Origin of the sequence: Saccharopolyspora phatthalungensis, assembly GCF_014203395.1 — a bacterium.
Taxonomy (GTDB): Bacteria; Actinomycetota; Actinomycetes; order Mycobacteriales; family Pseudonocardiaceae; genus Saccharopolyspora; species Saccharopolyspora phatthalungensis.
In genome coordinates this window covers 1,489,370-1,502,914 of sequence record NZ_JACHIW010000001.1, presented here as the reverse complement: position 1 = coordinate 1,502,914, position 13,545 = coordinate 1,489,370, and the positions used below count along the sequence as shown (strand labels likewise).

General features: G+C 68.1%; 13 protein-coding genes. 6 read left to right on the top strand and 7 right to left on the bottom strand.

The genetic code is table 11. The annotated features are described in order from the left end of the window. The first annotated feature begins 48 nt into the window (after nt 1-48). Nucleotides 49-1,671: an AMP-binding protein gene (locus BJ970_RS06645; RefSeq protein WP_376775000.1), complete on the top strand. Its 1,623-nt coding sequence runs from the start codon at nt 49-51 to the stop codon at nt 1,669-1,671. A gap of 49 nt (nt 1,672-1,720) precedes the next feature. Here the strand turns inward: BJ970_RS06645 and BJ970_RS06640 are convergent, their stop codons facing one another. Further along, nucleotides 1,721-2,695 (bottom strand): R2-like ligand-binding oxidase, encoded by a 975-nt coding sequence (locus BJ970_RS06640; RefSeq protein ID WP_184725070.1) that lies wholly within the window; start codon nt 2,693-2,695, stop codon nt 1,721-1,723. Between the two features lie 115 nt (nt 2,696-2,810). Between BJ970_RS06640 and BJ970_RS06635 the strand changes: the two genes are divergently transcribed. Continuing rightward, a complete protein-coding gene (locus tag BJ970_RS06635) occupies nt 2,811-3,431 on the top strand; it encodes an HAD family hydrolase (protein ID WP_312864141.1) in 621 nt (206 codons plus the stop codon). 1 nt (nt 3,432) lies between these two features. On the opposite strand, the gene BJ970_RS06630 is transcribed toward BJ970_RS06635, so the two are convergent. Further along, complete coding sequence (locus tag BJ970_RS06630; protein WP_184729390.1) at nt 3,433-3,657, bottom strand: hypothetical protein; 225 nt, start codon at nt 3,655-3,657, stop codon at nt 3,433-3,435. Between the two features lie 223 nt (nt 3,658-3,880). Here BJ970_RS06630 and BJ970_RS06625 point away from each other — a divergent pair, with 223 nt between their 5' ends. Next, nucleotides 3,881-4,273 carry a cold-shock protein gene (locus BJ970_RS06625; RefSeq protein WP_184725068.1) on the top strand — a complete coding sequence of 131 codons (393 nt, stop codon included), beginning with the start codon at nt 3,881-3,883 and terminating at the stop codon, nt 4,271-4,273. 244 nt (nt 4,274-4,517) lie between these two features. On the opposite strand, the gene BJ970_RS06620 is transcribed toward BJ970_RS06625, so the two are convergent. From BJ970_RS06620 to BJ970_RS06610, 3 genes are all read right to left on the bottom strand, one after another. After that, nucleotides 4,518-4,994 (bottom strand): DUF2771 family protein, encoded by a 477-nt coding sequence (locus tag BJ970_RS06620; protein ID WP_184725066.1) that lies wholly within the window; start codon nt 4,992-4,994, stop codon nt 4,518-4,520. A gap of 9 nt (nt 4,995-5,003) precedes the next feature. Further along, nucleotides 5,004-6,716 (bottom strand): MFS transporter, encoded by a 1,713-nt coding sequence (locus BJ970_RS06615; RefSeq protein ID WP_184725064.1) that lies wholly within the window; start codon nt 6,714-6,716, stop codon nt 5,004-5,006. A 198-nt stretch (nt 6,717-6,914) separates the two neighbouring features. Continuing rightward, nucleotides 6,915-7,733 (bottom strand): glutaminyl-peptide cyclotransferase, encoded by an 819-nt coding sequence (locus BJ970_RS06610; RefSeq protein ID WP_184728920.1) that lies wholly within the window; start codon nt 7,731-7,733, stop codon nt 6,915-6,917. Between BJ970_RS06610 and BJ970_RS06605 the strand changes: the two genes are divergently transcribed. Then, nucleotides 7,617-8,675, top strand: coding sequence for a DUF3027 domain-containing protein (locus BJ970_RS06605; RefSeq protein ID WP_312864140.1), 1,059 nt, complete (start codon nt 7,617-7,619; stop codon nt 8,673-8,675). The genes BJ970_RS06610 and BJ970_RS06605 overlap by 117 nt on opposite strands. Next, a complete protein-coding gene (locus BJ970_RS06600; RefSeq protein WP_184725060.1) occupies nt 8,672-11,650 on the top strand; it encodes a sacsin N-terminal ATP-binding-like domain-containing protein in 2,979 nt (992 codons plus the stop codon). The genes BJ970_RS06605 and BJ970_RS06600 overlap by 4 nt, the downstream gene beginning before the upstream one ends. A 3-nt stretch (nt 11,651-11,653) precedes the next feature. On the opposite strand, the gene BJ970_RS06595 is transcribed toward BJ970_RS06600, so the two are convergent. Continuing rightward, nucleotides 11,654-11,827 (bottom strand): DUF397 domain-containing protein, encoded by a 174-nt coding sequence (locus BJ970_RS06595; protein ID WP_246471262.1) that lies wholly within the window; start codon nt 11,825-11,827, stop codon nt 11,654-11,656. Continuing rightward, the gene (locus BJ970_RS06590; RefSeq protein WP_184725056.1) at nt 11,805-12,680 is read right to left on the bottom strand and encodes a helix-turn-helix domain-containing protein; all 876 of its coding nucleotides are present in this window, start codon (nt 12,678-12,680) and stop codon (nt 11,805-11,807) included. The genes BJ970_RS06595 and BJ970_RS06590 overlap by 23 nt, the downstream gene beginning before the upstream one ends. Nucleotides 12,681-12,795: 115 nt before the next feature. Here BJ970_RS06590 and BJ970_RS06585 point away from each other — a divergent pair, with 115 nt between their 5' ends. Continuing rightward, on the top strand, nt 12,796-13,074 hold the full coding sequence (locus BJ970_RS06585) for an HC3 family zinc finger protein (protein WP_184725054.1): 279 nt from the start codon (nt 12,796-12,798) through the stop codon (nt 13,072-13,074). The last annotated feature ends 471 nt before the right edge of the window (nt 13,075-13,545 follow it).

Here is a 13,545-nt window from a genome sequence, read left to right as displayed (position 1 = left end):
AGCTTCAGGCCAAGATGAGTGCCCTGTTTCACTACTGTTCGGGAGGTCGTGAACGTGGAACCAGTGCAGTTCAGCTACGACTCGGGCGTGCCGGACGTGCCGTTGTTGGGCGAGACGATCGGGGCAAATCTGGATCGGACGGCGGCGCGGTGTGCGGATCGGGATGCGTTGGTGGAGTGCGCGACGGGGCGTCGGTGGACCTACCGGGAGTTCGTGACCGATGTGGACGCGCTGGCGGTGGGGCTGCTGGAGGCCGGGATCGGCAAGGGCGACCGGGTGGGGATCTGGTCGCCCAATCGTGCGGAGTGGACGCTGACGCAGTACGCCACGGCCAAGATCGGCGCGATCCTGGTCAACATCAACCCCGCCTACCGGGTGCACGAGCTGGAGTACGTGCTCAACCAGGCCGGGATCCGGCTCCTGGTCTGCGCGCGGTCGTTCAAATCCTCCGACTACGTGGCCATGGTCGAGCAGGTCCGGCCCAGATGCGCCGAGCTGCGGCAGGTTGTGTTCCTCGACACCCCCGAATGGCGCCAGCTCTCCGGCGGCCCGGCGGACCCGGCGCGGCTTGCCGGGATCGGGTTGTCACCGGATGACCCGATCAACATCCAGTACACCTCGGGCACCACCGGCTTCCCCAAGGGCGCGACCCTGTCGCACCACAACATCCTCAACAACGGGTTCTTCGTCGGCGAACTCTGCGGCTACACCGAGACTGACCGGATCTGCATCCCGGTGCCCTTCTACCACTGCTTCGGCATGGTCATGGGCAACCTTGCCGCCACCAGTCACGGCGCCGCCATGATCATCCCTGCCGAGGGCTTCGATCCCGCCGCCACCCTGGCCGCCGTGGCCGCCGAAGCCTGCACCTCCCTCTACGGGGTGCCCACGATGTTCATCGCGCAGCTGGACCTGCCCGGGTTCGCCGACTATGACCTGTCCAGCCTGCGCACCGGCATCATGGCCGGCTCACCCTGCCCGGTGGAGGTGATGAAGCAGGTCATCGACCGGATGGGCATGACCGAGGTCGCCATCTGCTATGGCATGACAGAAACTGCTCCGGTGTCGACCCAGACCCGCGCCGATGACTCCCTGGACCGGCGGGTGTCCACCGTCGGCCGGGTCGGCCCCCACCTCGAAGTCAAGATCATCGACCCGGCCACCGGGCTGACCGTGCCCCGCGGCATCCCGGGCGAGTTCTGCACCCGCGGTTACTCCGTCATGCTCGGCTACTGGCAACAACCCGACAAAACCGCCGAAGTCATCGACACTGCCCGCTGGATGCACACCGGCGACCTGGCGGTCATGAACTCCGACGGCTACGTCAGCATCACCGGCCGCATCAAGGACATGGTCATCCGTGGCGGCGAGAACGTCTATCCACGCGAGATCGAGGAATTCCTCTACACCCATCCCGACATCCTCGACGCCCAGGTCATCGGCGTTCCCGACCCCAAATACGGCGAGGAGCTCATGGCCTGGATCCGCCTGCGCGACGGCGCGCCACCCCTCACCGCCGAGGCGCTGCGCGAGTTCTGCACCGGCAAACTCGCCCACTACAAAATCCCCCGCTACGTCCACCTGGTGACCGAATTCCCCATGACCGTCACCGGAAAGATCCGCAAAAACGAGATGCGCGAAACCGCCAGAAAACTCCTCAACCTCGACTGATCGGACAGGGTTAGGGCACGGCTGCCGCCGGAATCTGCCGCTGGCGATATCAGCCCTGGGCGTCCAGCTTGGCCAACTCTGCCTCGTCCTCGGCGCCGAACTGGTCTTCCAGCCGCTCCGGGGACGCGTCGACATCGATCTGGGCCGGCGGCATTCCGCGGGCGCTGGAGATCGCGCCGAGACGGCGGGACGCCCGGTCCGCGGCGTAAGCGGTGAGTTCCTCGAGGTCCAGTTCGAAGGCCGGCGACTCGGGTGCGCCTTCGGGCTGCCACTGGATCTGCGCGATGGCGTGTGGCAGCAGCCGCGCCATCTGGTCCTGCACCACTGCCCAGTTGCGCTCGTCGGCGGCGACGTGGCGGCGGCAGGTGAACGTGCCCCATGCCATGTGCCGGCGCTCGTCGTCACCGATGTGCCGGATGACCTGCTGCATCCCGGGCAGGATGCCGCGGCTGACGCAGATCTTGTGCCAGGCGTAGTAGCCGGTCAGGGCCAGGGTGCCCTCGACGATGTGGTTGTAGGTGACCGACGCGCGCACCTGGTTCTCCGGGCTCGGGTCCGCGTGCAGCACATGCAGCGACTCCGGCAGCGCCTTGTAGAAGATCTCGCGGTAGCCGGGATTGTTCTCGACGAATTCGTGCATGTCGCCGGTGAGTCCGACGGCGTCCATCCACAGCCGGAACACCTGAGTGTGCTTGGCCTCTTCGAACAGGAACTGCGTCAGGTACATCTCGTCGCCGAAGCGGCCTTCGGCGGCCATCGCGGCCATGAACGGCTGGAGGTCCTGGGTCACGGCCTCCTCGCCGGCGACGAACTGCGCGCACAGGCTGGCAACGTTGCGCTGCTCGACCTCGTCGAGTCGCTGCCAGTCCTCGGCGTCCCTGCTGAAGTCGATGTCGGCGGGGTTCCAGAACTTGGCGTTGCCCTTGCTGAACAGCCGCAGCGGCAAGGTGTCCCAATTCAGGCCGCTGGCCCGCAGGGAGTGGAAGCCTTCGCGGTGCACGGGATGCGCGGTGATGCTCGTCATCGAACGACTCCGGCTCAAATGTGAGAAATATTACGGCAAGATTTACGGTACTGCACAGTTTCGGGGCAAGGTTCCACGCCGAGCGGTGAGGCCGGGCGCACGTAAGGTGTAGCGCGTGGCAGAACAGCGCAGGGCCCTGACCGTCGGCTTCGACCTGGACATGACCCTGATCGACCCGCGCCCGGGGATGGTGCGCGCCTTCGATGCCCTCAACGAGGAGTTCGAGCTGTCGCTCGACGGTGAGCACTTCGCGGCGAACCTGGGGCCGCCGCTGGTCGACGTGATGCGCGGATACGGCTTCGACGAGCCGATGGTCGAGCGGCTGGTGACCAGCTTTCGCCAGCTCTACCCGACGATCGTGGTCGGGGCGACCCAGCCGATGCCGGGCGCCGCGCAGGCGCTGGACGTCGTCCGCGACGCTGGCGGACGCACGCTGGTGATCACCGGGAAGTACGGGCCGAACGCGGGACTGCACCTCAAGGCGTTCGGCTGGGACGTCGACCGGCTCGCCGGTGACGTGTTCGCCGCCGCTAAGGGCGAGGTGCTGCGCGAGGAAGGCGCGACGATCTACGTCGGCGACCACCTCGGCGACATCGTCGGCGCAAAGGCCGCGGGCGCGGTCGCCGTCGGCGTGGCCACCGGGCCCTACGGCCTCGACGAGCTGGACGCAGCCGGTGCCGACGTCGCCCTGCGTGATCTCACCGAGTTCCCAGCGTGGTTCGCGCAGCACGCCTGAGTTAGCGCCGCCGGTTGCGAACAACCGTGGCGATCACGCCGAAAATCAGTCCGGCCGGGCATAGCAGGGTCGCGAGATTGAGCCAGATCGGCAGGTTTTGGTAACCGGCGGCGAACAGCGCGAAGATCGCGACGATCGCGAGCAGGCCCAGCCCGAACAGGATCATCGAGACCGGGAGGACCGCGGACCTGGGCGAAGCACTTGCCATGCTGAGCAGCGTATTCACGTACTACGCCGGGTGCCGCAGCGGGCCTACGTCGATAAGGCAGGGTGTTATAGACCGGGTACGCGGTACGCTTGGTGGGACGCGTCCCGGCGCGCCCAACTGCGTGGCGTTTTCGGGGCGCTTTCGTCGTGCGGGGCCCGTTCGGCCCCGCTCGGCGGAAAGCCAGGGACGACCGAGGACCCGGAATCCGGGCCAGCGCATTCGACAGGGAACGGTGAGGACAGTGCCGACCGGCAGGGTCAAGTGGTTCGACGCGGAGAAAGGCTTCGGCTTCCTGACCCAGGATGGTGGGGAGGACGTGTACGTGCGAGCCTCCGCGTTGCCGTCCGGTGTGGATGCGCTTAAGACCGGCCAGCGAGTCGACTTCGACATGGCGCAGGGGCGCCGCGGTCCGCAGGCGCTCAAGGTGAAGTTGCTGGACCCGCTGCCGTCGGTGGCAGAGGCGCGGCGCCGCCCCGCCGACGAGCTGCACGGCATGGTCGACGACATGATCAAGCTCCTTGAGCTGAAGATCCAGCCGGACCTGCGTCGGGGCCGTTATCCGGACCGCAAGACCGCAAAGCGCATCGGAGAGGTGGTGCGCGCGGTCGCCCGCGAGCTCGACCCGGGCAGCTGACCAACGCCACTTCTCCAGGCCGGGCGCATCGCGGTGCGCCCGGCCTTTTCTGACTTCTTCGTTGCTGCGCAGGAGTCCGAGGCACCGACGCTTCGTCGGGACGAGACTGTCCAATTTAGTACGTGGCAGCGGCAGTTCCGCTCCGAGGACACGGGTGCAAGTCGGCACCATCAGGCAACGCCTGTCCGCGAACGACCGGGGCCTCGACAGCCGGGCGGGGCATCCACTGAACCGGGGCCCTGACTTACTGATTGATGTTCAGTACCCAGCTGCCGCCGATGCCGAAGTCGACACCGCCCTCGGCGCCGGGGGTGAGCACGGCCGAGAACTGCTGGACCTCCACGTGCTCCAGCCGTGTACCGTCCGGCGGCAGCTGCAGCGTGTAGGCGTGGCGCTTGTTGGGCGGGAAGACCGCGCTGCGGCCGTCCAGCTCCTCGCCGTTGATGCCGCGATAGATGAAAGCCACCTGCCACGGCGCTGCGGCGACCTTTCCGGGCACCGAGATCTGCAGTGGGGCGTGGTCGGGGACTCGCAGCTCGCCGACCGGATTCTTCGACGGCGTCACGCAGTTCTGCCCGGTCGCGTCGCAGTACTGGGCGGGTTCGACGGCCACCGAGTTCCCGTGGGAGTAGAAGGTGACCTGCGGTTGGCTGGGGGCGGCGCAACCGGCGACGAGCGCGATGCCCGCCACGGCCAGCAGCGGCTTCAGTCCACGATGCACGTTCCGAGCCTACGACCCGGTCCTTAACGGGGTGGTGGCCGGTGCGGCCCGGCGCGGAAGTCGTGGCAGCAGCGTGCCGCCGCGACCGGCGATGATCGTCTGCGCCAGCACGAGCGCCAGCAGGACGGCGACCACGGTGAACCCGATCCAGTAAACCGGCGGCAGCAGAATTCCCAGCGCGCCGCCGAAGACCCAGCCGAGCTGCAAGATCGTCTCGGATCTGCCGAACGCCGAGGCCCGCGACGCCTCCGGCATGTCGTGCTGGATGACCGCGTCCAGGCAGACCTTGGCCAGCGCGCTCGCGGTCGCGCCCACCAAGCCGACCGCCACCGCGAGCGGCAGCCCGGCCAGCAGGGCCGCGCAGACCACCACGGCCAGCGTGCCGCCCAGGCAGGCGATGATCAGCCTGTCCGGCTTGCCGAAGTGCATCTTCGAACCGAGCCCGTTGCCAAGGAAGCTGCCGACGCCGGCCGCGCCACCGACCAGGCCGAGCAGCACCAGTTGCATGAACGGCTCGTGCTGGGTGCTCTGCTTGATCACGAACGCGGCGAACAGCGTCAGGAATCCGGTCAGCAACCGGATTCCGCCGTTGCCCCACAGCGCCACGACCACATGCCTGCTCAGCGGGACCTTCCTGGCCTGCTTCGGGCGAGAGCTGATCGAGGTCGGCACCTCACCCTCGGTGCTCTCCACCCAGCCGGGGATCCGCAGGCACAGCCACACCCCGCAGGCGGCCATCGCCGCCATGAACCACAGCGCGCCCTCGGAACCCAGCAACCAGGCGAAACCGGACGCGATCGCGCCGAAGATCCCGCCCGCGGCCATGCCGAACGCGGTCAGCCGGGAGTTGGCCTTGGTCAGCGTGATCTGCGACGGCAGCACCCGCGGCGTCATGGCGGCCTTGAGCACCCCGAAGGACTTCGACAGCACCATGCAGCCCAACGCCGCCGGGTAGAGCAGCCAGCTGTTGAAGTTCACCGCCATCACCACCGCGAGCAGCACGCGAATCGCGAAGGACGCGGCGAGCGCGATGCGGCGGCCCTGCTGCAACCGATCCAGCGCCGGGCCGATCACCGGGGCGATCACGGCGAACGGTGCGACCGTGATCAGCAAGTAGAGCGCGACCTTGTCCTTGCTCTCGCCGGTGGCGGCGGAGAAGAACAGCGTGTTGGCCAGTGCGACCGCCATCGCGGCGTCCACCGCGTAGTTGCCCATCACGGCGTAGGTGAACTTCGCGAGCCCGGACCGGTCGGCCCCGTCGGCATGCGCGAGCGAGAAGAACATCCGCATCGCGCGTTGCGTCAGGTCCCTACTGCGCCAAGCGGCCACGCGCGTCACCGTCAGCTTCCGGGGTGGTGCGGTGCCGCTGGCCTTGTCGGGCTCCGGATCCTCCCGCGCCCGGCCCGGGTGGTCCTCGGGCAGCGGCGGCAGCCCCCGGGCGCGGCTGCGCGGCCGGGCGTAGTCCGGGTCCTCTTCCCACGGGTAACGACGGCTGTCCCGCTCGGCCCGGTCGTCTCCATGCGACGCTCCGGCGCCGAACTCCCGACCCGCCCGCTCGCTTCTGCCGGGGCTCGGCGCCTCGAACCGGTGCTCCGAGGCGTCTTCGCTCGGCACCGCCTGGCCGCCTTCGGCGTACCGACCGCGCTTGCCGCGCTGCCCGGCACCCCAGCCCGGACGCCCGCGCGAGGCGTCCGATCGCTGGTCATGGCGTCGCAAACCCATGCTGCTCATCCTGCCTCACCCGCCTCCGGTCGATCGGGTCTCGCCGGATTTCGGCGCTCCCACGGGTTAAAGAGACGCGAGCCCGCCCGCCAGATACATCTGGACACCATCGAGCGACATGAGCGCCCGAAAACACCCCCGAAAGGGCGGCATGATCACCTGTGCACGGCCATTCTGATGATCAGGCCATTCTGATGATCAGGACGGAACGAATCGGACCCGGAAAATCGACGGCCAGTACTTCCCGGTGATCAGGAACTCGTCGGTGCCCGGCACCGCCGCGATGCCGTTGAGGACATTGGTACCCGCCCGCTGCCGGGGGCTCAGCAGCCCCGACGCGTCCACCACGGCAGTCACCTGACCGCTCGCCGGGTCGATCCGCAGGATCTCGTCGCGGCCCCACACGTTGGCCCACACCTGCCCGCCGACGCACTCCAGTTCGTTGAGCTCCCCCACCGCGCCCCCGCCGCGGCGCACGTCCACCCCGCCGATCGGGGCGAACGTCACCGGATCCCGGAAGGTCAGCCGGTCACTGCCGTCACTCATGACCAACCGCGACCCGTCGAAGCACAGGCCCCAGCCCTCGCCGGAGTACGACACTCGGCGCAACTCGGCCAGCGTCTCCCGGTCGCGCTCGAGCGCAACCCCTTCCTGCCAGGTGAGCTGCCAGATACGGTCACCCGTGATGGTGATGCCCTCACCGAAGAGTTCGGCCGGGAGCCGGGTTTCCCGACGCACTTGGCCGGTGGCGAGGTCGGTGGCGCGCAGCAGCGAGGAACCCCGCAGGCCGGTGCCTTCGTAGAGGGTGCCGGCGGCGAGTTCGAGGCCCTGAGTGAATGAGGAGCGGTCGTGCGAGAGCACGGAGATCACCTCCGCTCGAAGGTGTGGCAGGCTTCCCGCGTGCCCAACGCCCTGATCGGTTTGCTCGCGGTCATCCTGGCCGTCGCGCTGCGCTGGTACCTGCGGTGCGCACGCCAGCAACCCCAACCCGATGGTGAGCACAACGCCGCACAGCACACGTCGAGTCGGGAAGAGTCGCACCCCGATAGGTTGACACGGCCGACGGCAGCGGCGACCACGTACGGCACAATCAACCACGTGACCCCTATGCCTGCTCCGATGACCAACCCAGGTGCGGGTGCCCCGTTCGAGGACGCCGGTCAGCCCGTGCCCGCGACCCCGGACCGGGAGCTCGCCGCCGCGGAGGACGTCGCCCGAGCTGCGGCGGAGGACGAGGCGCGCCCGGGTGCGGATCCGATCGGCTCGCCGGTGCTGACCCTGGATGCGGAGGTCAGCGATCCGGTCGGCGCGCACGTCGGGATCGAGCCGGAGGGCCCGCACGCGGTCACGCACTACTTCGAGTCGAACTACCCGGGCTATGTCGGGTGGCGCTGGGCGGTCACGGTCGCCAGCGTCGGGCCGGGCGAGCCGGTGACGGTCAGCGAGGTCGTGCTGCTGCCCGGTCCGGACGCGCTGACCGCGCCGGATTGGGTGCCGTGGAACCAGCGGGTGCGGCCGGGTGACCTCGGTGCCGGGGACCTGCTGCCGACCAGCGCGGAGGACCAGCGGCTGGCGCCCGGCTACCTGGCCAGCGACGATCCGGCCGTGGAGGAGGTCGCCCGGGAGGTCGGCCTGGGCCGCAAGCGGGTGCTCAGCATGGAGGGGCGGCTGGAGGCCGCCGACCGCTGGCACAACGGCGACTTCGGGCCGCGTTCCGAGGTGGCCCGGATGGCCCCGGCGTCCTGCGGTACCTGCGGTTTCTTCCTGAAGCTGGCGGGTTCGATGGGCGGTGCCTTCGGTGTCTGCGCCAACGAGGTCGCGCCCGCCGACGGCCGGGTGGTCAGTGTCGAGTACGGCTGCGGCGCGCACTCGGAGGTCGAGGTGGACACTTCGTCGACGGTGCCGGTGGCCGAGGTCGTCTACGACGACGCCACCCTGGACTTCGAGTCGCGCGGGTGAACGGATCGGACGCGTTCGGTGCGGCCGAGCTGCGGCAGGCCGTGCTGCAATCCTGGGAGGCATCGCCGACGCGGTTCCGCGAAGACGCCAACGCCGAGGAGGACCTCCGGCTCGGCGGCTACCGGGACCGCCTGCTGGTCGAGCTGGCGCAGAACGCCGCGGACGCCGCGGGCACCGGTGGTGTGTTGCGGGTTGAGTTCATCGACCGCGAACTGCGGGTGGCCAACACCGGGGCGCCGCTGACCGCGGACGGCGTAGCCGGCTTGGCGTCGTTGCGCGCATCGGCCAAGCGGGAGGGTGCCTCGATAGGCCGGTTCGGCGTCGGATTCGCCGCGGTGCTAGCGGTGTCCGACGAGCCGCAGGTCGTGTCGACCTCAGGTGGCGTGGCGTTCTCCGCGGCGCGGACCAGGGAAGCGGCGGCGACGCTGCCCGGACCTGCCGAGGAAATGGCGGCGCGCGAGGGCGCGGTGCCGATCCTGCGCTTGCCGTGGCCGAGCATCGGCGAGCCGCCGACTGGTTTCGACACCGAGGTGCGGCTGCCGCTGCGCCCGGAGGTCGATGTCGACGCGCTGCTGGCGGCTTTCATCGATCAGGCCCCTGACCTGTTGCTCGCGTTGCCCGCGCTGGCCGAGATCCGCATCGGCGAGAAAACCTGGCGTCGGGTGGACGAAGACGCCGATCGACTGGTCGTGGCCGGCCCGGCCCGCAGCGAGCGGTGGCTGGTGCACCGGGCGGCGGGCAGGTTGAGCGAGACTGCGCTGACTGGTCTGGGCGTCGAGGCTCGGCACGCCACGGAGTGGCACGTGACCTGGGCGGTGCCGTTGGACGACGACGGGATGCCGATCCCGCTGGCCGAAGATGTGCTGCACGCCCCGACCCCGACCGAGGAGCGGCTGTCGCTGCCCGCGCGGTTGTTGGCGAGCGTGCCGGTGGAGCCGGATCGGCGCCGGGTGGCGGCGTCGGCCGCCTCGGATGCGGTGCTGACCTTCGCCGCCGAGTGCTATCCCGCGCTGGTCAAGAAGCTTGCGGCGGAACACCGGACGGCGCTGGTGCCGCTGCCGGGCTTCCCGCTGTCCGATGTGGACGACAAGCTGCGGCAGGGTGTGAACGACCGGTTACGGGTCGCGGCGTGGCTGCCCGCCGCCGACGGAAAACTGGTCGCACCGCTGAAATCCAGGGTCCTCGACTACGCTTCGCCGGAGCTCGTCGAGCTGCTCCACGATGTGGTTCCCGCCCTGCTCACGGCCGATCTGGCCGATGCCCAGCACCGCAGGTCGCTGCACGTGCTGGAGGTCCGGCGACTCGGCGCGGCGGAGATCGTCGAAGCGGTCACCGGCCTGCAGCGCCCGCCAAGCTGGTGGCATCGCCTCTATGACGCGCTGACCGTGATCGAAGGCGCTGATCCGCTGGCGCGCGAGGAATTCACCGCACTTCCGGTGCCGCTGGCGGATGGCCGCACCGTGACCGGCGTGCGGGATGTCCTGCTCAGCCAACGAGATGCGGACCCAGACCCGGCCGCGATGCTGTCTACACTGGACATTTATGGGATGCGCATCGCGCACCCCGAAGCAACGCACCCGTTGCTGGAAAAGCTCGGCGCGCACCCGGCTGGCCCTTCGGAACTGCTGGATGCCCCGTCGCTGGAAGAGGCGGTGCGCAGCAGCGTCTCCAATGCGCGGGCCGGGGCGGACGTGCGGCCGCTGGCGGAGGCGGTGTTGCGGCTGGTCGCCAACGCACAGCCGCGCGACTGGCTGGGTGCTTTGGCGCTGCCCGACGCGGACGGCGACGTTCGTCGCGCGGATGAGCTCCTGCTGCCCGATGCGGAGCTGCTGGAGGTGCTCGACGCCGAGTACATAGGCGAAGACGCGCCGCTCGCGGTGCTGGATGAGGATTTCGCGGCCGACCATCCGAGGGATCTGCTGCGATCGATCGGGGTCCTGGACACCTTCGTGGTGCACGTGGAGGAAGAACCGGCCGAAGCCGACGAGGGCTTCCCCGATTCGCACGGCTGGTGGGCGGAGCAGGAAGCCGCCCAGCCCGACAACTGGCCGCCGGCCAGGTTCGTGGGCATCCGCGACCTCGACCTGGTCGCCGAGGATGCCTGGCCGGAGGCGATCCGGCTGCTGGTGCAGAACCCGGAAACCCTGCGAGCACTGCGCGAACCGAACAGCTACCCGGCCTGGTGGATCGCGCGCTACGCGCTGATCGAGGGCTATCCGCCCCGGCACTGGCGGTTGTCCGAAGCCGAAGATCTCGCGGGCCTGTACGACACGGTGCCCGACGTCCAGCTCGACGACGAGCACCTGAGGATCGCGGGAGTGCGCGCCGAGCTCCGCATCGCGGACGCCGACGACGCTGCGGACCTGCTGGAACGCCTCGGCGATCCGGAGCGCACAGTGCGCGCCGGAACCGCGCTGCGCGCGCATCAGGCGCTAGCGGATGCGGTCGCGTGCTCCCATGTCGATCCTGGTGAGCTCGAACCGCCGGAGATGGTGCGTTCGGTGTCGGGTGCCGTGGTCAGCACCGGGCGCGCGGTGGTGCTCGACGAGCCGTGGATGCTGAGCGTGCTGGAAGCGCCGTTGGTGATCGCCGGGGGCAGCCCGGACCAGTTCGACGCGGAAGCCCTGGCGGAACTCCTGGACCTGCCGTTGGCTTCCGAGGAGAACACCATGCAGGTGGTGGACCCGGGGCGCACCCAGCGCTGGCCCGAGGTGGCTCGCGTCCCGGCGGCCTGCGAACTGCTTGGGATCAAGGTGCCTTCCGGCGATGTCACCCTGCACGACGTGCTGCGTGTCCGAGCCTCGACAGGTGAACACCGCGTGCACTGGTGGGTCGACAACACCGGAAAGCTCCACGCGGAGCGAACCCCGGACGGCCTGGGCCGAGCGCTGGCCTGGGCATCCGGCACCTGGCAAGAGCGATTCGCCCTAACGGCCCTGCTGGCAGACCCAGAAGCAACAACCCTGCTGCGCTGACCGTCAGCCGAATCGCTCAGCCTTGACCACGGCTAAGAACGAACCCCATGCCGGGTAACCAAAAACCAAGGTCCCCCCGCCCGGGTCCTTGCTGTCCCGAACCCCGACAATGTCAAGCCCCGCCCCAATCTCAACACAGTTGGACTCTTCACCGCTATAGCTGGACTTCCGCCACATCTTGATCTGCTTCATCGCGTTCCTCCATCGTTGCGGCACAAGCAGCGACGAGGCTGGCAGATTCGGCCGGGCTCAACGCTGCTTCAGCCAGCCTAGCCACGGTTTCTACAAAGGGAGAAGCGTCATTCGGGTCGTCCAAGAAGACACCGCCACGTCGGTGTTCCAAGTGAACCATCGTGCGTTGCCGTTGAAATTCCATGATCAGCTGGCTTCCGTTCAGGCCCACGTGCGCGCCTAGGCTGAACGGAATGACTTGAACCGTGATGTGTGGGCGAAGCGCCATTCGTTCGATGTGGCGCAGTTGATCAGCCATGATGCTGTAGCTCCCCACCGGTCTATGCAGCACAGACTCGTCGATGAGGGCATGGAACGACACCGGATCCTTCCCGGTTAGGACGGTCTGCCTGCCGAGGCGTAGCGCCACTCTCGACTCGACGTCTTTGTCTCGGAGCCCGCCTGCACCGATGACGGCCCGGGTGTAGTCGGGAACCTGGAGCAGACCTGGAACTAGTCCGAGCGCTACGTCGGTAATTTTCGTCGCGCGTCGTTCAAAATCCAGCAACGCGACGAGTTGGAGGGGGAGTCCTGTGTTGCCCATTACTTCCCACCAGTGCGGCTGATGTGCGTCTTGGGCTAGTTCGAGCAGACGGGTTCGTTCCCGACTTTTGACTCCGAGAGTTCCCAGGATGATTGCTATCTCAGTTTCCGTGGGAACCTTTGCTCCGGACTCGATCCGCCCCAACGTTGCCCTCGACCAATCGCACTGTGCTGCCAGTTCTTCTAGCCGCAGGCCAGCTTCCTTCCTGAGCTTGCGAATCTCCGCACCCAGTCCACGGGAACGTGCAGTTGTCATAAGCCCACGCTATTCCAGGACCTGAGACTTTGCCATTACACGTAGTGATGAATCGCCTTGATCTGAGACTCCAGAGCCAGTCTTATCGACTCAGAGACAAGGAAGGAGAGCTTGTGTGTCTGAGTATCTGACCTACATCTGGCGTCCTGTCACGGGCGGTCGCCATGCTTTTCCCATCGCTGCTAAGAAAACGCCCGCTGGGGGCTCAGTGACCGCGTACTGCGGTGCGGAGGCGGATGCGGCGCAGCTGCACGAGAGGTCCGAATTGGACTGGATCCGCGAAGGCACGTGCATGTCCTGCTGGCGCATCCTCGCCAACGCCCCGAAACCCGGCCGCGGTGCCATTCCCAAGGGGCCCGCCGGACGGCACCACCTACGCACCTCACCGTCGTAGGCACCCAAAGCAGGGCCGGTGTGGTGCCTTCCCCGGCGCACCTCTACCGGCCCTTGGTGGCCGGGCGCGACAAAACCCCCTCCCGCCAGCGCCCGGCCACCGCCCAACCCGCCACCGAGAGACGACGATGACGCGAGCAACAACGGACCGCGATCCCGATGAGTCTGCCACCACTTCTGGCTACTGGGCGGCTTTCGGCTACCAGAACCACGTGATCCCAACCGATGACCCGCGCCGGGAAGGTCCAGAGCTGATCGCGCTCTGCGGAGTAATGACGGCGCCCGGCGACATCGGCCCCCGAGACGGACGCCCGACCTGCTCCGTCTGTGCCAGCAAAGTCCGAAGTGGACTAATCGAAATACCGCAGGGCTGGATCTTCGGCTGAAGAAGACCTTTCCGGCTTTGAGGACCTGCCCTATGCCCTCTAGGGGGAGTGCTCCGAATTCTACGAGAGCACATTCATGCGAGGGG